General features: G+C 72.3%; 17 protein-coding genes and 1 pseudogene. 14 read left to right on the top strand and 4 right to left on the bottom strand.

Features of this window, described 5'->3' with window-relative positions; genetic code table 11:
• Positions 1-97 precede the first annotated feature (97 nt).
• The 4 genes from ABD194_RS09425 to ABD194_RS09410 are packed head-to-tail and all read left to right on the top strand — an operon-like array spanning position 98 to position 4434.
• On the top strand, positions 98-1255 hold the full coding sequence (locus ABD194_RS09425) for a Gfo/Idh/MocA family protein (RefSeq protein ID WP_343990589.1): 1158 nt from the start codon (positions 98-100) through the stop codon (positions 1253-1255).
• Positions 1252-2430, top strand: coding sequence for a dihydrodipicolinate synthase family protein (locus ABD194_RS09420; RefSeq protein WP_343990587.1), 1179 nt, complete (start codon positions 1252-1254; stop codon positions 2428-2430). Before ABD194_RS09425 ends, ABD194_RS09420 begins: the two co-directional genes overlap by 4 nt.
• Positions 2430-3308: a sugar phosphate isomerase/epimerase family protein gene (locus tag ABD194_RS09415; RefSeq protein ID WP_343990585.1), complete on the top strand. Its 879-nt coding sequence runs from the start codon at positions 2430-2432 to the stop codon at positions 3306-3308. The genes ABD194_RS09420 and ABD194_RS09415 overlap by 1 nt, the downstream gene beginning before the upstream one ends.
• Before the next feature lie 10 nt (positions 3309-3318).
• Complete coding sequence (locus tag ABD194_RS09410) at positions 3319-4434, top strand: glycerate kinase (RefSeq protein ID WP_343990583.1); 1116 nt, start codon at positions 3319-3321, stop codon at positions 4432-4434.
• Here ABD194_RS09410 and ABD194_RS09405 read toward each other — a convergent pair.
• The gene (locus ABD194_RS09405) at positions 4427-5680 is read right to left on the bottom strand and encodes a PQQ-dependent sugar dehydrogenase (protein WP_343990581.1); all 1254 of its coding nucleotides are present in this window, start codon (positions 5678-5680) and stop codon (positions 4427-4429) included. The genes ABD194_RS09410 and ABD194_RS09405 overlap by 8 nt on opposite strands.
• Positions 5681-5878: 198 nt before the next feature.
• Here ABD194_RS09405 and ABD194_RS09400 point away from each other — a divergent pair, with 198 nt between their 5' ends.
• The 10 genes from ABD194_RS09400 (at position 5879) to clpB (ending at position 19085) form a co-directional block, all read left to right on the top strand.
• Positions 5879-6595: a hypothetical protein gene (locus ABD194_RS09400; protein WP_343990579.1), complete on the top strand. Its 717-nt coding sequence runs from the start codon at positions 5879-5881 to the stop codon at positions 6593-6595.
• Positions 6579-7514, top strand: coding sequence for a hypothetical protein (locus tag ABD194_RS09395; protein WP_343990577.1), 936 nt, complete (start codon positions 6579-6581; stop codon positions 7512-7514). The genes ABD194_RS09400 and ABD194_RS09395 overlap by 17 nt, the downstream gene beginning before the upstream one ends.
• A gap of 173 nt (positions 7515-7687) precedes the next feature.
• Positions 7688-9595 (top strand): molecular chaperone DnaK, encoded by a 1908-nt coding sequence (gene dnaK, locus ABD194_RS09390; protein ID WP_343990575.1) that lies wholly within the window; start codon positions 7688-7690, stop codon positions 9593-9595.
• A complete protein-coding gene (locus ABD194_RS09385) occupies positions 9592-10323 on the top strand; it encodes a nucleotide exchange factor GrpE (protein ID WP_343990573.1) in 732 nt (243 codons plus the stop codon). Before dnaK ends, ABD194_RS09385 begins: the two co-directional genes overlap by 4 nt.
• Before the next feature lie 89 nt (positions 10324-10412).
• Entirely contained in the window at positions 10413-11435 is a 1023-nt protein-coding gene (locus tag ABD194_RS09380) for a DnaJ C-terminal domain-containing protein (RefSeq protein ID WP_343990571.1), read from the top strand.
• Positions 11436-11484: 49 nt separating this feature from the next.
• On the top strand, positions 11485-11937 hold the full coding sequence (locus ABD194_RS09375) for a heat shock protein transcriptional repressor HspR (RefSeq protein ID WP_425579967.1): 453 nt from the start codon (positions 11485-11487) through the stop codon (positions 11935-11937).
• A gap of 117 nt (positions 11938-12054) precedes the next feature.
• Positions 12055-15246: an ATP-binding protein gene (locus ABD194_RS09370; RefSeq protein WP_343990567.1), complete on the top strand. Its 3192-nt coding sequence runs from the start codon at positions 12055-12057 to the stop codon at positions 15244-15246.
• Between the two features lie 205 nt (positions 15247-15451).
• The gene (locus ABD194_RS09365; protein WP_343990565.1) at positions 15452-16102 is read left to right on the top strand and encodes an ANTAR domain-containing protein; all 651 of its coding nucleotides are present in this window, start codon (positions 15452-15454) and stop codon (positions 16100-16102) included.
• A 19-nt stretch (positions 16103-16121) separates the two neighbouring features.
• Positions 16122-16373, top strand: a complete 252-nt coding sequence (locus ABD194_RS09360) for a hypothetical protein (protein ID WP_343990563.1) — start codon at positions 16122-16124, stop codon at positions 16371-16373.
• 153 nt (positions 16374-16526) lie between these two features.
• Positions 16527-19085: an ATP-dependent chaperone ClpB gene (gene clpB / locus ABD194_RS09355; protein ID WP_343990561.1), complete on the top strand. Its 2559-nt coding sequence runs from the start codon at positions 16527-16529 to the stop codon at positions 19083-19085.
• Positions 19086-19185: 100 nt separating this feature from the next.
• Here clpB and ABD194_RS09350 read toward each other — a convergent pair whose 3' ends face one another.
• The 3 genes and pseudogenes from ABD194_RS09350 to ABD194_RS09340 all read right to left on the bottom strand — a co-directional run.
• Positions 19186-20073: an ABC transporter permease gene (locus ABD194_RS09350; RefSeq protein WP_343990559.1), complete on the bottom strand. Its 888-nt coding sequence runs from the start codon at positions 20071-20073 to the stop codon at positions 19186-19188.
• Complete coding sequence (locus tag ABD194_RS09345; RefSeq protein WP_343990557.1) at positions 20066-21031, bottom strand: ABC transporter ATP-binding protein; 966 nt, start codon at positions 21029-21031, stop codon at positions 20066-20068. The genes ABD194_RS09350 and ABD194_RS09345 overlap by 8 nt, the downstream gene beginning before the upstream one ends.
• A gap of 2 nt (positions 21032-21033) precedes the next feature.
• A pseudogene (locus ABD194_RS09340) lies at positions 21034-21332 on the bottom strand (hypothetical protein); the annotation flags it as partial.

Raw genomic sequence — 21332 nt, 5'->3', positions numbered from 1 at the left:
ACCGCCGTCCCGCCCCCTCCGTCTCCTCCCTCTTCTCGCGGCGTGCCGCGTGCGCCGGCCCGGTCCACACCGGCCGGCCCCGACCGAAGGACCCACCATGCCCGAAAACCCGAAGTCCCTGCGGATCGCGCTCAACGGCGTGACCGGCCGCATGGGCTACCGCCAGCACCTCGTCCGTTCGATCCTCGCCATCCGTGACGAGGGCGGCCTGGAGCTGCCCGACGGCTCCCGTGTCGCGCTCGAGCCGATCCTGCTCGGCCGCAACGCCGAGAAGCTCGCCGACCTGGCCGCACGACACGGCGTCGACGAGTGGTCGACCGACGTCGACGCGGTCCTCGCCGACGACAGCGTCGACATCTACTTCGACGCCCAGGTCACCTCGCGCCGCGTCGACGCGCTGACCCGCGCCATGCGTGCGGGCAAGCACATCTACACCGAGAAGCCGACGGCCGAGACCGTCGAGGAGGCGCTGTCCCTGGCGACGGTGGCTCGCGAGACCGGCGTCATCGCGGGGGTCGTGCACGACAAGCTCTACCTGCCGGGGCTCGTCAAGCTCCGCCGCCTCGTCGATGAGGGCTTCTTCGGACGCATCCTGTCGCTGCGCGGCGAGTTCGGCTACTGGGTGTTCGAGGGCGAGACCCAGCAGGCGCAGCGCCCGAGCTGGAACTACCGCGCGGAGGACGGCGGCGGCATCGCCGTCGACATGTTCTGCCACTGGAACTACGTCCTGGAGGGCATCCTCGGCCCCGTCCGCGCCGTCACGGCGCGCACCGCCACGCACATCCCGCAGCGGTGGGACGAGCAGGGCCGGGCGTATGCCGCGACGGCCGACGACGCGGCATACGGCATCTTCGAGGTGGGCGACGGGATCATCGCCCAGATCAACTCGTCGTGGACGGTGCGCGTCTACCGCGACGAGCTCGTGGAGTTCCAGGTCGACGGCACGCACGGCTCGGCCGTCGCCGGCCTGCACAGGTGCGTCGCGCAGCCTCGAAGCGCCACGCCCAAGCCGGTCTGGAACCCGGACCTCCCCGAGACGCAGAGCTTCCGCGAGCAGTGGATCGAGGTTCCGGACAACGCCGCGCCGGTCAACGGCTTCCGGGCGCAGTGGGAGGAGTTCCTGCGCGACGTCATCGCCGGGCGACCGCACCGCTACGACTTCCTCTCCGGGGCTCGCGGCGTTCAGCTCGCCGCGCTCGGCCTCGAGTCCTCCGCGACGGGCCGACGCCTCGAGGTGCCGGAGCTGTCGGCATGACCCGCGTCGCCCTGCCCACGGAGTCGGGCGGCAGCCGGGTCCTCGAGCTGACCGGGCCCCGCGACTGGGTGCGGCCGGACGGGCCGATCACCTCCCGTGTGGCGTATGCCGCAGCCCACGTCGTGCCGCGCGTGCTGGCGGACAGCACCCCGGGGGCGCCGGCCGACGTCGACTGGGCCGCCACGCTCGAGCTGCGCCGCGACCTCTGGTCGTGGGGCCTCGGCGTCGCGGAGGCGATGGACACGGCCCAGCGCGGGATGGGCCTGGACTGGGCTGCGACTCGTGAGCTGATCGAGCGCTCGGCCGCCGAGGCGCAGCGCGCCGGGGGCCGCATCGCCTCAGGCGCCGGCACCGACCAGCTCGAACCCGCCCGCGCCACCCCGGACGCCGACGGGCTCCGAGCCGTCACCGCCGCCTACACCGAGCAGGTCAAGGTCGTCGAGGCAGCGGGCAGCGGCGTCATCGTCATGGCCTCCCGTGCCCTGGCCCGCGCGGCCACTTCGCCGGCCGACTACCTCCGCGTCTACGAGGACGTCCTCGATGCCGCCTCCGGGCCGGTCATCCTGCACTGGCTCGGCGAGATGTTCGACCCCGAGCTGGCCGGCTACTGGGGCAGCCGCGACCTGGACGCCGCGACGGACTCGTTTCTGGACCTCGTGACCCGAAACGCCAGGCGCGTCGACGGGGTCAAGGTCTCCCTGCTCGACGCCGACCACGAGCGGCGCCTGCGCCGGGCCCTGCCCGAGGGGGTGCGCCTCTACACGGGCGACGACTTCAACTACCCCGAGCTGATCTGCGACGACGAGGAGGGAGTGCACTCCGACGCGCTCCTCGGCATCTTCGCCGCCATCGCCCCCGCCGCGTCGACGGCCCTGCAGGCACTCGACCGCGGGGACGTCGCCACGGCCCGCGAGATCCTCGAGTCGACCAGGGCCCTGGGCCGGCACGTCTTCGCGGCCCCGACCCGCTTCTACAAGACGGGGATCGCCTTCCTGGCCTGGCTCAACGGCCGGCAGCCCGGCTTCTCCATGGTCGGGGGCCTCTCGACCGGGCGCTCGGTCCTGCACCTCGTGCGTGCCCTGGAGCTGGCGGAGGAGGCCGGACTCGTCGCCGAGCCCGAGCTCGCCGCGCGCCGGGTCACGGCCTGGCTCGCAGCCAACGGGTGGGAGGCGTGATGGGCCAGACGTCCGTCACCCCGGTCATCGACTCGAGAAGCAGCGCGGCAGAGCGGCTCTCGCTCAACACCATGACGACCCAGCGGCTCTCGTTCGAGGAAGCCGTCGACCTCGCACTGCGCCTGGAGGTTCCCGCGCTCGGGCTGTGGCGCGACAAGGTCGAGGAGGTCGGGCTCGAGGAAGCCGCCCGCCGCCTGCGCGAGGCCGGGGTGCGCGCCTCGTCCCTGTGCCGGGGCGGCTTCTTCACCGCAGCCGACCCTGACGGCGTCGCGGCTGCGGTCGCCGACAACCGCCGCGCGGTCGACGAGGCGGCCGCACTGGGCGCCCCCGAGCTCGTCATCGTGGCCGGCGGCCTGCCCGACGGCGACCGCGACCTCCTTGCGGCCCGACAGCGCGTCGCCGACCGGATCGGCGACCTGGCACCGTATGCCGCCGAGCGGGGCGTGCGCCTCGCTCTCGAACCGCTGCACCCCATGTTCGTCGCTGATCGCGCGGTGATCTCGACGCTGGAGCAGGCCCTCGACCTCGCCGCCGACCACGATCCCGCGGTGGTGGGTGTCGTCGTCGACACGTTCCACGTCTTCTGGGACCCGGCGGCCGAGGCGATGGTGGCGCGCGCCGGACGCGAGGGCCGGATCAGCTCCTACCAGGTGTGCGACTTCAATCTGCCGATCCCCGAAGGGGCGCTGCTGGCCCGCGGCATGATGGGCGACGGCCACATCGACTTCGAGCGGTGGACCCGCGCCGTCACGGCGGCCGGCTACACCGGGGACGTCGAGGTGGAGATCTTCAACGCGGACATCTGGTCGCGCGATCCCGTCGAGGTCGTCACGCAGATGCGGGCCCGCTATGACGAGCTCGTCGCCCCGTGGCTCTGAGGCCGTGGCGGTGACGCCGGACCGCGCCCTGCGCGTCGTCGTCGCCCCGGACTCCTTCAAGGGCAGCGCGACTGCGCCGGAGGTGGCTGCTGCGGTGAGCCGCGGCTGGAGACGTGCCCGGCCCGCGGACGTCGTCGTGGAGATCCCGATGGCCGACGGCGGCGAGGGCACGCTCGACGCCGTCCTCGCCGCCGAGGGAGCCACGGTCCACACCCTCCCCGTCACCCTCCCGGGTGTCGGCAGGCACGAGGCCCGCTGGGGCATGGTCGGTCCCCGTGCCGTGGTGGAGCTGGCCGAGTGCTGCGGGCTCCCGCTCGTCGGCACGCGGGACCCCGGCGGCGCAGACACCGAGGCCCTCGGCCTGGTGCTCGCCGCGGCGCTCGACGCGGGCGCGGCCGAGGTGACGCTCGCCGTCGGGGGCTCCGCGTCGACCGACGGCGGCAGCGGCGCCCTACGCGCGCTGGGTGCCCGAGTGCTCGACGCAGGAGCTTGCGACGTGCCTCGCGGCGGCCTGGGTCTGGTCTCGGCCGCCACCGTGGACCTCGCCGGCCTGCGGCCACCGCCCGTGTCTGGTGTCACGATCCTCTGCGACGTCACGGCGCCGCTACTCGGAGCGAACGGGGCCGCCCACGTGTTCGCGCCACAGAAGGGTGCATCTCCCGACCAGGTCCTGGCCCTGGACCACGCCCTCGCGCGCTGGCACGGACTACTGGGCGGCGACGCAGAGGCGCCGGGGGCCGGAGCGGCCGGCGGCACGGCATACGGCTTCGCCACGCTGTGGAGCGCCAGGCTGCGCCCGGGAGCGGCGACCGTCGCATCCCTCGTCGGGCTGCCGGGCGCCGTGGCTGCCGCCGACGTCGTCGTGACCGGGGAAGGGCGATGGGACTCGCAGTCCGTGACCGGGAAGGTCGCCGGCCACGTGCTGGGGCTGGTGGCCGACGCAGGGGCCCAGGGAGTCGTCGTCGCCGGCGACCTCGCGGCGGCGCTTCCTTCTGGCGTGCGCGGGTGGTCCCTCGTCGACGCCGCCGGTGGCCTCGATCCGGCCCGGACCGACGCGATCCGCTGGCTCGAGGTCGTGGGCGAGCAGGCGGCGATGCGGCTCGGGGAGAGCACGCCGGTCAGCTGACGCGCACGACGAGGATGCGGTCGTCGGCGGCCCGCGGCGAGGTGCGGCCGTCGCGGTTGCTCGTCGTCACCAGCAGCGTCCGGGCGTCGACGGCGAGCACGCTGCGCAGGCGCCCGTAGCGACCGTCGAGGAACGCCTGCGGCTCGCCGGCGGGCGTCGCGCCGTCGAGGGGCACCCGCCACAGCCGCTCGCCCCGAAGCCCGCCGAGCCAGGCGGACCCGGCGGCGATCGCGACGTGGCTCGGCGAGTTCTGGTCCGGGCTCCATTGCACGACCGGCGACACGATGCCCGGCGCGGACGTCTTGCCCTCCGTCTGTGGCCAGCCGTAGTTGCCGCCCCGGCGGATGAGGTTGAGCTCGTCGTGCAGGTGGTCGCCGAACTCCGCGGACCAGAGCCGGCCCGCGGCGTCCCAGGCGAGGCCCTCGACGTTGCGGTGCCCGAAGCTCCACACGAGGGAGCCGAACGGGTTGCCGGGAGCCGGTCGGCCCGCCGTCGTCATCCGCAGGATCTTGCCGCCGAGGGACGAACGGTCCTGTGCGAGCGGACGATTCCCCGCCTCGCCGGTCGTGGCCCACAGGTAGCCGTCCGGCCCGAACGCGAGGTGACCGCCGTTGTGGTGCACGCCGTGCGGGATGCCTCGCACGATGACCTGCGGAATGCCGAGCCGTCGGCCGGCGGGTGCCGTCGGGTCGTAGGCGAGGCGCGCGATGCGGTTGTCGGCCGCGGTCGAGAAGTAGACGAACACCGTTCGGTCGGTGACGAACCGGGGGCTCACGGCGATGCCCAGCAGCCCGCCCTCCCCCTGCCGGGCAACGTTCGACACGACGCCGGGGACCTGCCCGAGCAGGGTCACGCGTCCGGAGGACAGGTCGACGCGTCGCACGAGTCCGTCGTCCCGGGTCGTGACGAGCACACCGGAGCGATCGGGCAGCAGCGCGAGGCCCCACGGCACGTCGAGGCCGGTCGCGAGGGTGCGCAGCACCGTGACCGACCCGGTCGGTCGGCCGGCTCGGGAGGCAGCCGGCGCCGGTGGTGCCGTCCTCGCCGGCGACGTCGTTGCCGACGTGGTCGGCGACGTACGTCGCGCGACCGAGGCCGGCACGGACGAGGTCGACGCTCCGGACGATGCCACGATGCGGCCGGTCGCGGACGCCGACGTCGGCGAACCCGACGAGCAGGCGCCCGTGGCAAGGGCGCCGGCGATGGCCGCGGCGCCGAGCACCAGCCGGGTGGGATGGGATCGCAATTCGGTCACCTCCATGGGACCGGGGTCTCGAACCTACCCACCCGACCTGTGCACGGGTTCGCTCGACGTTCCTCCGGTCGTCACCAAAGCACGTCGAGTCCGGCCTGCAGCGCTCTTGGAACGCTTCTCGTGCCACCCGCCGCAGGTGCATGCTGGTGTGGACGCCGGCCGCAGCAGGACGTCCGCAGGGAGGTGGCCATGTCGGGTCGACTCGTCGGAGGCGCACGGGTTCTGCGGTTCGCCGCGGTCGGCGCCTGCTCGCTGGTCCTCGTCGCCGGGTGCACTCGCACGGCGGACCCCGCTCGCGCCCCCGGCGGAGGGGGATCGGAGCCCGTCCGGACCACGGAGCCCGCCGCCCGACCCAGCGGCGCGACCGGTGGCACCACGGACGGTGCCACCGACGGAGGCGCCTCCGGCGGGGGTGGTTCGAGTGGTGAGTCGGGCGGCCCCGGAGCGGTGGGGGGCGACGGCGCCGGGAGCAGCCAGGGCGGAGGCAACCAGGCGCCCGGGTCGCCCATCGACGTCCCGACGATCCCCGAGAAGCACCAACCGATGGACGGGCTCCGTGACGTCATCACGGGCCTCTTCGTCTCGGCGTGCGGCGGGACCGACCTGTGCGTGCACCTCGAGTTCGGTGACGGCGCCTGCTTCGTGGGCTACGAGCCCACGACCCGAGCGGAGCGAGGGTCGACCGTCCGGGTGGTCACCGAGTCGCAGGAGGACTGCGACCGAGCCACCGGGCTGAGTGGGTCAGGGATGGCGACCGACGGGACGCAGGGCCCCGAACCCTCGACCAACACCCCGGGCACGGGGCCGCCCGACACCCCGACCGACCTCCCGGGCTCCGGGGCGACGGAGTCGTCGACGGGCGGCGCCTCGCCGGACAGCGGACAGCCCGATGGCTCGTCCGGATGAGTGGAGCGAGCCAGAGGAGCTCGGGGCGCCGGCCGAGCCGACGCCCAACCTGCTGCAGGAGCTGCCCCCGGTCCTGAAGGTGCTCGGTCAGGTCGTCGCACCGGCGACGCTGATCACCGCGCTGCTCATCTTCTTCGGCTGGGCACGCACGACGGCCCTCTTCGGCTGGTTCGGCATCGACCCGACGTCGCTCGGCTTCTCCAGCACCGACTACCTCCTGACCAGCCAGGACGGGCTCTTCCTGCCGGGTGCGGTCATAGCCCTGGTGGTCCTGCTGCTGACCTGGGGGATCGGCTTCCTGCGCCGCTCCGGTCGCGACTCGGTCCTCCACGCCGCGTGGGTGCCCCCGACCGCGGGGGTCGTGGGAACCGTGCTGGCGACGAACGGCGTGCTCGGCCTCTTCGGTGAGGGACTGTGGACAGACCACCTCGTCGTCGCTCCGGTGTGCCTGCTCCTCGGAGTCATCCTGCTCACCGTGGCCGGGCAGACGGCGCGGGGGAGGACCCGCGGCCACTCGCGCGGGTTGGGGATCGCGGAGCTCACGGCCCTCACGCTCGTCGTCGCCATGGCCCTCTTCTGGGCGGCCGGTGACTACGCGGCGGCCGTGGGCCGAGGGCGCGCCGCCGAGCTCGCCGACTCCCTGCACGCACGACCCCAGGTGGTCCTCTACAGCGACAGGACGCTCGGCATCACGGCACCGGGCGTCCGGACGCTGCGCTGCAGCGGTGAGTCCGCCGCCTACCGCTACCGCTACTCAGGACTGGTGCTCCTGCTCAACTCGAACGGCCAGTACGTGTTCCTGCCGATCGGGTGGGACCGGCGGACGGGAAGCGCGGTGGCCGTGCCGAAGAGCGCACAGATCCGGCTCGACTACCGCAGCTCGGGAGCCCTCGAGGACGCCCTCCCCACCTCGTGCTGATCAGTCAGCGGAGAAGGTGACCAGTGGCGGAACAAAGCGGGACCGCCCGAAGTTGAGTCTGGTGAGCGCAAGATTTGCGAGTCCGGTTTTGACAATCACGTCGCGGCCGGAGCAAATTGAGCGAAGGACCTGTTCCACAGACCCAGCAAGACACGACTCCAAGGAGCTCCCCAATGGCACGTGCGGTCGGAATTGACCTCGGCACCACCAACTCGGCCGTCTCCGTCCTCGAGGGCGGCGAGCCGAGCATCATCGCGAACGCAGAGGGCGGGCGTACGACGCCGTCCGTCGTGGCGTTCTCCAAGAACGGCGAAGTGCTCGTCGGTGAGGTGGCCAAGCGCCAGGCCGTCACCAACGTCGACCGGACGATCCGCTCGGTCAAGCGCCACATGGGCACGGACTGGAAGTCGCCCGAGATCGACGGCAAGCGCTACACGGCGCAGGAGATCAGCGCCCGCATCCTCCAGAAGCTCAAGCGCGACGCCGAGTCCTACCTCGGCGAGTCGGTCACCGACGCCGTCATCACCGTCCCCGCCTACTTCGACGACGCCGAGCGCCAGGCCACCAAGGAGGCCGGCGAGATCGCGGGCCTCAACGTCCTGCGGATCGTCAACGAGCCCACCGCGGCTGCGCTGGCCTACGGCCTCGACAAGGGCAAGGAGGACGAGCTCATCCTCGTCTTCGACCTCGGTGGCGGCACGTTCGACGTGTCTCTCCTGGAGGTCGGCAAGGATGCCGAGGACGGCTTCGCCACGATCCAGGTGCGCGCCACCAACGGCGACAACCACCTCGGTGGCGACGACTGGGACGACGTCATCGTCCAGCACCTCATCACCCAGGTGAAGAACAAGACCGGCCAGGACCTGTCCAAGGACAAGATCGCCATGCAGCGCCTGCGTGACGAGGCCGAGCGCGCCAAGAAGGAGCTCTCCACGGCGACGAGCACCAACATCTCGGCGCAGTACATCTCGATGACGCCCGAGGGCCCGATCCACCTCGACGAGAACCTCAGCCGCGCGCAGTTCGAGCAGATGACCAAGTCGCTCCTCGACCGCACCAAGGCCCCGTTCCACAAGGTCATCGAGGACGCCGGTATCAAGGTCTCCGACATCGACCACGTCGTGCTCGTCGGTGGCTCCACGCGTATGCCGGCCGTCAGCAACCTCGTCAAGGAGCTGACCGGCGGCAAGGAGCCCAACAAGGGCGTCAACCCCGACGAGGTCGTCGCCATGGGCGCGAGCCTGCAGGCCGGTGTCCTCAAGGGTGAGCGCAAGGACGTCCTGCTCATCGACGTCACGCCGCTCTCGCTCGGCATCGAGACCAAGGGTGGCCTGTTCACCAAGCTCATCGAGCGCAACACAGCCATCCCGACGAAGCGTTCGGAGATCTTCAGCACCGCCGACGACAACCAGCCCTCGGTCCTCATCCAGGTCTTCCAGGGTGAGCGCGAGATCGCGCAGCACAACAAGTCGCTCGGCACCTTCGAGCTGACCGGCATCGCCCCCGCCCCGCGCGGTGTGCCGAAGATCGAGGTCACCTTCGACATCGACGCCAACGGGATCGTCAACGTCTCCGCCAAGGACCAGGGCACCGGCAAGGAGCAGAAGATGACCATCACCGGCGGCTCGGCCCTGTCCAAGGACGAGATCGACCGCATGGTCAAGGACGCCGAGGCGCACGCCGACGAGGACCGCAAGCGTCGCGAGGAGGCCGAGGTCAAGAACCAGGCCGAGCAGCTCGTCTTCTCGACCGAGTCCTTCCTCAAGGAGTCCGGCGACAAGGTCCCGGCCGACGTGAAGACGCCGGTCGAGGAGTCGCTCGCCGACCTCAAGGCCGCGATCGCCGAGGGCTCCGAGGCCAGCGCCGACGACATCAAGGCGAAGGTCGAGGACCTCAACACGAAGTCGCAGGCCATGGGCCAGGCGGTGTACGCGTCCGAGCAGGCGTCCGCGAACGCCTCCTCCGCGGGTGCCCAGGACGGCCAGACGGCCGACGCGGGTGCCGGCGCCGGCCAGGCTGCCGACGACGATGTCGTCGACGCCGAGGTCGTCGACGAGGACGAGGCCAAGGAAGCCAAGTGACCGAGTCGAGCGCCAACCACGGCACGCCGGGCGACCAGCCCGACGTGACCGCCACGGGGGCGACGGGTGCCGGCGGCGACGCCGCCGGCGCCCCGCCGCGGGCCGAGGCCCACGGGGACTCCCAGGCGGAGCGCCACCACACCTACTACGAGGGCGGCCCCGGCGCCTCGTCCGAGCCCGGTGGCGAGGACGAGTTCGACCACGCCCCGGACCGGCCGGGCGAGTCGCCGAAGCCGGGCGAGGCCGAGACGACGGACGCGACGGGCGACGGGGAGTCGGAGGGCACCGCCCTCGCCGAGGAGGAGAGCATGGCCGCGACGCTGCTCGCGGACCTGCAGCGGCTGCAGGCCGAGTACGTCAACTACAAGAAGCGCGTCGACCGCGACCGCGAGGTCATCCGCCACACGGCGGTGGGCAGCGTCGTCGAGTCGCTGCTGCCGGTCCTCGACGACATCCACATGGCCCGCCAGGCCGGCGACCTCGCCTCCGGCCCGTTCGCGTCCATCGCCGACAAGCTCGAGGCCACGCTCGGTCGCTACGGCGTCGAGCGCCTCGGCGAGGCCGGCCAGGAGTTCGACCCCAATGTGCACGAGGCCCTCATGCACGTAGAGGCCGAGCTCCCCGAGGGCGCGACGGAGACCACCGTCGTGCAGGTGCTGCAGCCGGGCTACCGCATCGGTGACCGGCTCGTCCGCGCCGCCCGGGTGTCGGTTGCCGACCCCGCGTGACACGTCCGCCGCCGGGCTGCCCGCGCAGCCCGGCGGCATACCCGATGATGGGAGCAGCGTGAAGGACCCCGGAACGAAGGATTTGCGCCTTGGCTAGCCAGGACTGGTTCGAGAAGGACTTCTACGCGATCCTCGGCGTGCCCCAGGACGCCGACGCCGCGACGATCAAGAAGACCTACCGCAAGGTCGCGCGCGACCTGCACCCCGACCACAACGTCGGCAATCCCGGGGCGGAGGAGCGCTTCAAGGAGGTCGGGGAGGCGTATGCCGTCCTCTCCGACCCCGAGAAGCGGCGCGAGTACGACGCCATCCGGGCGATGTCCCACGGCGGCGCCCGCTTCACGGCGGGTGGCCCCGGAGGCCAGGGCGCGGGGTTCGAGGACATCTTCTCCGCGTTCGGCGGTGCGGCTGGCCCCGGAGGCCAGCGCGTCCGGTTCAGCACCGGCGGCGCCGGCGGGCAACCCGACCTCGAGGACATCCTCGGGCAGATGTTCGGCGGTGCCGGGCCGGGCGCAGGTCCCGGAGCCGGCTACGGCGGCTACGGCGCGACGGCGGGCCCACGCCCGGGCGCCGACGTCCAGGCCAGCACGACCATCGGCTTCCGCGACGCGGTGGAGGGCTCGACGGTCGCGCTCAGCTCGCCCGACCTCGGCCGCATCAACGCCCGCATCCCGGCCGGTGTCAAGGACGGTCAGCGGATTCGCTTGCGCGGCAAGGGCCGTCAGGCTGACCCCGGCGCCCCGGCCGGCGACCTCATCCTCACGGTGACCGTCGAGAAGCACCCGGTCTTCGGGCGCGACGGCGACAACCTGACCGTCGACCTGCCGGTGACCTTCGCCGAGGCGGCGCTCGGGGCCACCGTCGCCGTGCCGACCCTCGACGGCGGTTCGGTCAAGGTCAAGGTGGCCCCCGGCACCCCGAGCGGTCGCGTGCTGCGCCTCAAGGGGCGCGGCGTCAAGCGCGGTGGGCACACCGGTGACCTGCTGGCCAAGGTGCAGGTTCTGGTGCCCCAGCGACTGACCGACGAGGCGCGCGAGGCCATCGAGAAGATGGCCGCGGCCGAGGACGGGCACGACCCGAGGGCCGAGCTGTTCCGGCGCGCCCGCGCCTGACGACCGACTGACGACCGACTGACGATCCATGGAGGAGGAGGTGATGGCGATGGCTCGCAGGAGCGCCCGCCCCACGGGGCACGACGACGACGCTCCCGTCTTCGTCATCTCCGTCGCGGCCGAGCTGGCCGGCATGCACGCGCAGACGCTGCGCCAGTACGACCGGCTCGGCCTCGTCTCCCCGTCACGCACGCGCGGCGGCGGCCGGCGCTACAGCACGCGCGACGTACAGCTGCTCCGCGAGGTGCAGCGCCTGTCCCAGGAAGGGGTGTCGCTGGCCGGCATCCAGCGCATCCTCGACCTCGAGAACCACGTCGCGGCGCTGCAGTCGCGGGTGGACGAGCTGTCCACCGAGCTGGCCAGCGCACAGGCCACCCTGGCGACCGGGGCACGGGTCTTCGCCGTCGGTCCGCGAGGCGAGGTGGTGGCCGTGCGGCCCGGTCAGCGGCCCCCGCGCGCGCCCTCGTCGCAGGCCCTCGTCGTGTGGCGTCCGGGTCGGTAGCTTGGTCGGGTCAGCCCCCGCCTTACATGTGTAACACTGTGCAGGCCTCATGCAGCCGGGGCATTTCGTTGCCGATTGCCCCGGAGGCAGTTTCTTGATCAGACTCCCGGACGTCGCATGACTCCGCACCAGCCGGAGGGCGGCATCCACGGCGTGGCGGAGGCCGGTCGTCGCAGCCCCGGAGTGACCTCGCGTCAGGGCGAGATGCGGCAGCTCTTCGTCGAGACCGACTGGTCCGCGACACCGCTCGGTCCCGTCGAGACGTGGCCCAACAACCTGCGCGTGCTCGTCGACGTGTGCCTCTCGTCGCGCTTCCCCATGCTCATCTGCTGGGGCCCCGACCTGCTCATGCTCTACAACGACGGCTACCGCGACATCCTCGGGCCCAACAAGCACCCCGGCGCGTGGACGCTCCCGGTGCGAGCCGTGTGGCCGGAGGTGTGGGACATCATCGGCCCGATGTTCGACGGCGTCACCAAGGGTGGACCTGCGACGTGGGTCGAGGACGCCCTCCTCGTCGTCAACCGCGCCGGCTTCCTCGAGGAGGCCTACTTCACGTGGTCCTACGGCGCCATCCACGACGACGACGGCCGGGTCGTCGGCGTCCTCAACGTCGCCACCGAGACGACCGCCAAGGTGGTCGCCGAGCGCCGGGCCAACGTCTCCGCCGAGCTGGTCGAGACCCTCGCCGACGCGCGCAGCGCCGAGGACGTGCGCCGTCGGGCGCTGGCCGTGCTCGGCGCCTACACCCACGACCACGTCACGGCGGAGATCCGCTGGACGGGGCCGGGCGAGGCTGCCGCGCAGCGGGAGACGCGGCTCGGGACCGACGAGGTCGTCCACGTCATCCCGATCGTCGAGCCCGGGCTCGTGGAGCCGACCGCGCAGCTGTTGCTCACCGACAACGCCCGCCGCCCCTGGGACACCCAGCTGCAGGTCTATGCAGAGCTGTGCGCCTCGCACGTCGCCATGGCCCTCAGCGGCATCCGGCACCTGCAGGAGGAGCGGCGCCGCAACGAGGTGCTCGCCGAGCTCGACGCCGCCAAGAGCGACTTCTTCGCCAACGTCAGCCACGAGCTGCGCACGCCCCTCACGCTCATCGCAGGCCCGGTCAACGACGCCCTGGCCGCCGAAGGACTCGACCTCGAGCAGCGCCAGCGCTTCGAGCTGATCCTGCGCAACACCGAGCGACTCACAGGACTCGTAGACCGAATCCTCGACCTCACCCGCATCGAGGCAGGTGCAGTCGAGCCGCACTGGGTCGAGGCCGACATCGAAGAGCTCACCAGCGGGGTCGCTGCGAACTTCCGACCCGCCATCGAGCGTGCCGGGCTGGAGTTCGAGGTCGTCTGCGACGAGCTCGACCACACCTACGTCGACGTCGACATGTTCGAGCGCGTCGTGCTCAACCTGCTCTCCAACGCCCTGAAGTTCACTCCCCGCGGCCGCATCTCCTTGCGCCTGCAGTCCGACCTCGACGGCTACGAGGTGTCCGTCACCGACACCGGCATCGGCATCGCCGAGAAGGACCTCGACCTGGTCTTCGACCGGTTCCGTCAGCTCGACCGTGGCGACGACCGCCGCTCCCGCGAGGGCGCCGGCATCGGGCTGTCGCTGGTCCGCCAGCTCGTCGAGCTGCTCGGCGGCACCGTGAGGGTCCGCTCGACCCTGGGGGAGGGGAGCACCTTCACCGTCTCCCTGCCCTGGGGTCGGCCGGCGGTGCGCGAGGCCCTTCGGCCCTCGATCCGCCCTCGCTCGGCGGAGTCGTTCATCCTCGAGGCGAGTACCTGGGTGGTGCGCGACGACGTGGTCGCCAGGGTGGAGTCCACGGCGGAGGCGTCCCTCGGGGGAGCATCCAGCGTTCCCGAGACGACGGCGCCCGCGTCTCAGTCGCCAGGGCCGTCGCAGCCGTCCGAGCCGGATGAGGAACGGCCCACGCTGCTGGTCGTCGAGGACAACCACGACATGCGCGAGTACATCGCGCGGCACGTGGTGGGCGACTACGACGTCGTGTCCGCGCGAGACGGCATCGAGGCACTCGACCAGCTTCGCCTGCACAAGCCGTCTCTCGTGCTGGCCGACGTCATGATGCCGCGGATGGACGGCCTCACCCTGGTGCGCGAGATCCGTTCGGATCCCGCGCTGCGTGACCTGCCGGTCGTCCTGCTGTCCGCGCGAGCCGGTGTCGAGGCCAGCACCACCGGCCTGCTCGAGGGTGCCGACGACTACGTCGTCAAGCCGTTCGACCCGCAGGAGCTGCGCGCCCGCCTCGAGGCCAACCTCGTCCGGTCGCGATCCCGGTCGCGAGATGCCGCCTGGCTGCGTGCCATCGTCGGGGCCCTCTCCGAGCCGTTCGTCATCACCGACCCCGACGGTCGCGTCGTCGACATGAACCCTGCCTTCACGCGTACGTTCGGCTGGTCCCTCGCGGACGGGCCGCTCGTGCCTCCCTACCCCTGGTCGCTCCCGGCCGGCGGCGCCGGCGGCGAGCTGCGTCAGCACGAGGAGCGCATCACCCAGCTCCAGGCGGGCCACCCCGTGCTCGACGACCGCTACTGCATCCTGCGCAAGGGCGGCGGCGAGGCGTGGGTGCACATGCGCGCGGCGAGCGTGCCGGCGTCCGCGGAGCACGAGGGGTTCATCATCGTCGTCGTGCGAGACGAGACCCGCGAGCACGAGTCGCGGATGCGCCGTGAGCTGGCGGCGCGGATCTCCGTCGACCTCGCCAGGGCCGACGACCTCGACCAGGCGCTCGCCACCGCCGTCACCGGCTTCACCGTGCTCTTCGACGGCACGGTCACCCTCAGCGTCTCGCCGACCAAGGGGCGGCCGGTCGTGCTCTCGCCGCGCGGCCGCGTGTCGGCAGCCGAGCTCGAACCCGGCGTGCGCCGGGGGCTCGAGTCGACGCCGTTCCGGCACGACGCGCTGGTCGGCGAGAAGCGCGACGGCCTGCTGCTGCTCCCGACGGCGCAGGAGTCCGACTGCCGGGCCTGGGTCCAGTTCGACGAGCCGCGGCTGGTCTCGAGCGACGAGCTCGTCGTCGGCGACCTGCTCGCGCAGTCCCTGGGCCAGGCCGTCGACCGCGTCGTCGTCCTCCAGGCGCGCGCCGAGAAGGAGCAGCAGCTCGAGCAGGCCATCGAGAGCCACCGGCTCATCGGCCATGCCGTGGGCGTGCTCATCGAGCGCCACCGGATCACCGCGAAGCAGGGCTTCGAGATGCTCCGACAGGCGTCCTTGAGCCGCAACATCAAGCTGCGCGAGATCGCCACGCGTGTGGTCGAGACGGGCCAGGACCCCGACACGGCCTGACCCCCGGCCCGCCTCCGCTCCGCCTCGCCCACACCACGACCACAGCTCCCCGACCGCCACGGTCGGGGAGCTGTCGGCTCGCGCAGATCCGCTGCTGCATCGAAGCCGCATGTCGCCGTGGCGTTTTGGCGGTCCCGGTGCCGGGATGCAAGACTGTGCTGCCTCCAAGATCGCGGGCCTCTCCCGGCATACCTTGGAGGCCCGCGTGACGACCCCGCCATCGTTCCCCTCGACGAGCGACGACGGTTTCCTCGCACGTCCGGCCGCGGCCGAGCGGATCGCCGAGGCGGCGCGGCGGATGGTCCTTCTCGAGGAGCTCGAGGACGTCATGACGATCGCGGCCGCGGCCATCGGCGATGCCATGGGTGCCGACGCCGCGCTGCGGGTCACGACGGACCAGCACGACCTGTATGCCACGGCCTCCGGGATCGTGCCCCCTGTCGCGCTCCCGCCCGAGGCCCGCACGGCGCTCGTCGAGGGTGCCGGTGAGGGCGTCATCCTCGAGTCGGTGGCGGAGCTCACCCGCTGCCGTGGCTGGGTCATGCCCGACGGTGGGGTCGGGCCCCTTGACGGAGCACGCCTGGTGGGCGAGCTGCTGCTGCACTCGCTGGTGCAGTCCGTCCAGCGGACCCTCATCGTGGGGCGCAGCCGGCGGAACGAGGCGAACCTCGAGCGGGCGCTGGAGAGCCACCGGCTCATCGGCCAGGCCATGGGGATCCTCATCGAGCGCCACCGCATCGTCCCGCAGGAGGCGTTCGACCTGCTGCGCCGTGCCTCCCAGGACAACAACGTCAAGCTCCGGGAGGTCGCCGAGCGCGTCATCGAGACGGGCGCCGAGCCCGGCGAGGTCGTGTGACCGTCCTACGCTGGGCCCCATGAGCACCCGCACCGAGCACCTCATCGTGCTGCCCGATCGCGAGGTCGCCGAGGAGCTGGCCGACGAGCTGGAGTCCGAGGGCTTGGGCGAGGTGCGGGTCGTGCGCGAGGCGCTCGCCGGAGAGGACGACTCCGAGGACCACGAGTGGGCGGTCTACGTGCGCACACCCCCGACGATCGCGTATGCCGTCCGCTTCGAGGCGCTGGCCGCCGCCCACGGCGGCTGGTACGACCCCGACCCGCAGGGCTGAGCTGCCCGGTGGCCGTGGCCGAGCCGGACCTTCGTGACCGGGAGTCGGGCGCCCCGCACCACGGCGACGACGTCCGCGCGCGAAGTTGAGTGGAATAGACTCAACTCAGAACCGGTTGATCCGAGTGTTCCGATCCCTTTCCCAGGAGAACGCATGGACCTACAGCTGACCAACAAGGCTCAGGAGGCCTTCGCCCAGGCCGCGACCACCGCGACGGGCAAGCACCACCCGAACATCGAGCCGGCTCACCTGCTGCTCGCGTTGGCAGCCCAGAGCGGCACCACGACCCCGGCCCTGCTGACGGCCGGCGGCTCCAGCGTCGCCGCGGCGACCGCGGCCGCCGAGCGCGCCATGGCCTCGATGCCGCAGGTCACCGGCGGTGTCCAGCAGCCGCAGCTCTCGCCGATCGGCCTGCGCGTGGTGCAGCAGGCCCAGCAGTACATGACCGCGATGGGCGACTCGTTCGTCTCCACCGACCACCTGCTCCTGGCCATTGCCCGCACCGGCCAGTTCGGCCTCGACGCCGACGCCATCGAGAAGGCGATCCCCGAGCTGCGCGGCGGTCGCCCCGTCACCTCCGACAACCCGGAGGGCACCTTCGAGGCGCTCGCCAAGTACGGCACCGACCTCACGGCCCGCGCCCGCGAGGGCAAGCTCGACCCCGTCATCGGCCGTGACGCCGAGATCCGCCGCGTCGTGCAGGTCCTGAGCCGCCGCACCAAGAACAACCCCGTCCTCATCGGCGAGCCCGGCGTCGGCAAGACCGCCGTCGTCGAGGGCCTCGCGCAGCGCATCGTCGAGGGCGACGTGCCCGAGAGCCTGCGCGACAAGACGCTCTACAGCCTCGACCTGGGGGCCATGGTCGCCGGCGCGAAGTACCGCGGCGAGTTCGAGGAGCGGCTCAAGGCCGTCCTCGAGGAGATCAAGGGCAGCGACGGGCAGATCGTCACGTTCATCGACGAGATCCACACCGTCGTCGGGGCGGGCGCCAGCGAGGGCGCCATGGACGCCGGCAACATGCTCAAGCCCATGCTCGCCCGCGGCGAGCTGCGCCTCGTCGGCGCGACGACGCTCGACGAGTACCGCAAGCACATCGAGAAGGACGCCGCCCTCGAGCGGCGCTTCCAGCAGGTCTTCGTCGGGGAGCCGTCGGTCGCGGACACCATCGCGATCCTGCGCGGTCTCAAGGAGCGCTACGAGGCGCACCACAAGGTGACGATCGCCGACTCGGCGCTCGTGGCCGCCGCGTCGCTCTCCGACCGCTACATCAGCGGGCGCCAGCTGCCCGACAAGGCCATCGACCTCATCGACGAGGCCGCGTCCCGGCTGCGCATGGAGATCGACTCCAGCCCCGTCGAGATCGACGAGCTGCGCCGCTCCGTCGACCGCCTCAAGATGGAGGAGTTCGCGCTCGAGCAGGAGACCGACCCGGCCTCCCGCGACCGCCTCGAGCGGCTGCGCAAGGACCTCGCCGACCGCACCGAGGAGCTCGCCGCCCTCAACGCCCGGTGGGAGGCGGAGAAGTCCGGGCTCAACGCGGTCGGTGACCTCAAGGCGCGCATCGACGACCTGCGCACGCAGGCCGACCGGATGCAGCGCGAGGGCGAGCTCGCGGCAGCCTCGAAGATCCTCTACGGCGACATCCCGACGCTCGAGAAGGAGCTCGCCACCGCCCAGGAGCGCGAGGCCGCGGCGGCCCCCGGCCAGGAGGAGCCGATGGTCAAGGAGGAGGTCGGCGCCGACGACATCGCCGACGTCATCTCCGCGTGGACCGGCATCCCCGCCGGCCGGCTGCTGGAGGGCGAGTCCGAGAAGCTGCTCCACATGGAGGAGCACCTCGGAGCGCGCCTGATCGGCCAGACCGACGCGGTCCGTGCCGTGTCAGACGCCGTGCGCCGCACGCGTGCCGGCGTCTCCGACCCCGACCGGCCCACCGGCAGCTTCCTCTTCCTCGGCCCGACCGGTGTCGGCAAGACGGAACTGGCCAAGAGCCTCGCCGACTTCCTCTTCGACGACGAGCGCGCCATGGTGCGCATCGACATGTCGGAGTACTCCGAGCGCCACTCGGTCGCGCGCCTCATCGGAGCGCCTCCGGGCTACGTCGGCTACGAGGAGGGCGGCCAGCTCACCGAGGCCGTGCGGCGCCGGCCGTACTCCGTGATCCTGCTCGACGAGATCGAGAAGGCCCACCCCGAGACGTTCGACATCCTGCTGCAGGTGCTCGACGACGGGCGCCTCACCGACGGGCAGGGCCGCACGGTCGACTTCCGCAACGTCATCCTCGTCCTCACCTCCAACCTCGGTTCGCAGTTCCTCACCGACCCGCTGCTGTCGCCGGAGGAGAAGCGCAACGAGGTGATGGCGGTCGTGCGGTCCTCGTTCAAGCCCGAGTTCCTCAACCGGCTCGACGAGATCGTCGTCTTCGACGCCCTGGGCCTGGACGACCTGACCCGGATCGTCGACCTGCAGGTCAAGGCGTTCGCCTCGCGCCTCGCCGACCGGCGCATCAACCTCGAGGTCACCGACGACGCCCGCCGGTGGCTCGCCGACAAGGGCTACGACCCGGCCTACGGCGCGCGGCCGCTCCGCCGCCTCGTGCAGCGCGAGATCGGCGACCGGCTGGCCCGCGGCCTGCTCTCTGGCGAGGTCCGCGACGGCTCCACCGTCAAGGTGGGTGTCGACGGCGAGGGTGAGTCGCTCACCCTCGTCTGAGGCGCGCTCCCGGTGTCCGACGCCCGCCGACGCACGCGCGTCGGCGGGCGCTCGCGTTCTCGCCGTATGCCGGTGGGCGTCGTCGCAGGGGAGGGTGTCGTCAGCTGGTGACGTCCTTGCCCGCGAACCGCGCCCACGCCAGCAGCCAGAAGACGACGGCATACCCGAGGTCGACCCACAGGCCGCGGGCGACGTTGTCCCAGAACGGCGGGTCACGCAGCAGGTCCGCGAACGCCTGCCACTGGTCGACGAGCAGCCACGGGTGCAGCCAGGCGATCTGTGGCACGGCGTCGGCGATCCACGACAGGATCGTGAAGATCGTCAGCGCCACCGTTGCGGCCAAGGGCTGCTCGGTGAGCGTCGAGATGAAGAGACCCACCGCGGCGAGCGCAGCCAGCCCCGCGGCCACGTAGAGGCCGACGAGGACGACCCGAAACACCGCGCTCCAGAACGGCAGCTCGGTGCCCGACAGCGTGGTCATGGGACCGGTGCCGAAGAGGGCGATGCCGACCAGCGCCCCGGCGAGGGTGACGACGGCGACGCCCCAGACGGCTCCGACGACGAGCGAGGCGTACTTGACGGCGAGCAGCCGGGTGCGCCCGACCGGCACGGTCAGCAGGTAGCGCAGCGTGCCGAGGTTCGCCTCGCCGGCCACCGCGTCGCCGGAGAGCATGGCGATCGCGAGCGGCAGGAACAGGCCCATCTCGACGCCGAGCGCCGCGAGGGGGACGAAGAGCCCGTTCGAGGTGATCGAGGAGAGGAAGTCCGGGCCGCGGCCGGCCCGCGGTGTCGAGATGCGCACGGCGACCGCCATGAGCACCGGCACCGCCGCAAGGACGAGCAGGCCCATCTGGTTGCGGCGCCGGCCGCCGATGAGGCCGAGCTCGGACCAGAGCAGGCGGCCGGAGAGCCGCCTCGACCAGCGTGCCCGGGGCGGGGGCGCTGTCGCCGCGCCCGCGGGCGGGGACGTGGTCGCGGACTCAGCCACTGACATCGAAACCCTCCCCGGTCAGCGCGACGAAGAGGTCTTCGAGGCTCGGGCTGCTCACGGTGAACTCCCGGACGCCGACCCCGCCCTGGACGAGCGCGGCGACGATCTTCTCCGGTTCGACGCCGCCGGGCACCCCGCACACGCCGCCGGGGACCGGCGCCACGGCGTCGACGCCGAGCTCGGCCATGATCCGCGACGCCTCGGCGGGCTGTTCCGTGAGGACGCGTGCCACGGGTGCCGCGCCGCCGCGGACCTGCGCGGTCGACCCCTGGGCCACGAGCCGTCCCTCGCTCATGACGCCGAGGTGGGTGCACATCTGCTCGACCTCGGACAGCAGGTGGCTCGAGACGAAGACGGTGGCGCCGTCCGAGGCGAGCGACGCCACGAGGTGCCGCACCTCGCGCGTACCCTGCGGATCCAGGCCGTTCGTCGGCTCGTCGAGCACGAGCAGCTCGCGGGGGACGAGCAGGGCTGCTGCGATGGCGAGCCGCTGGCGCATGCCGAGCGAGTAGGCGCGGTAGCGCTTGCCGGCTGCCGCGAGCAGGCCCACGCGATCGAGGGCGGCGTCCACGCGAGCCGACGCCGTGCGGGGCTCGGCGGTCAGGTCCGCGGCGTCGAGGCGGCGCAGGTTGTCCCGGCCCGAGAGGTAGGGGTGGAAGGCGGGTCCCTCGACGAGCGCCCCGACGCGAGGCAGGACCTGCTGCGCCTCGCGCGGAACCGCCCGTCCGAGAAGGCTGCTGGTGCCCTCCGAGGGACGCACCAGGCCGAGCAGCATCCGGATCGTCGTCGTCTTCCCCGAGCCGTTCGGGCCGAGGAACCCGTAGACCGAGCCGCGTGGCACCGCCAGGTCGATGGCGTCGACCGCCGCAGTGCCGCGGAACCGCTTGGTCAGGCCCCGGCTCTCGATCGCGAGGTCACCGCCGCCGCGAGCCGGGACCGCCACGGGGGACGCCACGGTCACTTCGCCGCCAGCGCGGCGTAGAGGGTCTGCGGCGCGACGGCCCCGAAGGCCACGCGGCCGTCATCCGTCACGACCGCCGAGAACAGGGTGCCTTCGAGGACGTGCCCGGAGCCCCACGAGCCCGACGCGGTCGGCAGCGCCTTGAGGATCGTGGCGAGCTGGCGCGTCGTGGCGTCCGACCCCGTGCTGCTGCTGCCCGACGTCGCACCGGTCGGCATCCGCGTGACCACCACGGTGGCCCACCCCGACCCGACGACGCGGGTGGCGCCTGCAGCCTTCGCCGCCGCGGCGACCT

It is taken from the genome of Terrabacter terrae (assembly GCF_039529575.1).
GTDB classification, from domain to species: Bacteria; Actinomycetota; Actinomycetes; order Actinomycetales; family Dermatophilaceae; genus Terrabacter; species Terrabacter terrae.
Note: the sequence above shows the minus strand (reverse complement) of the source record. Positions and strands in the feature narration are given on the sequence as shown.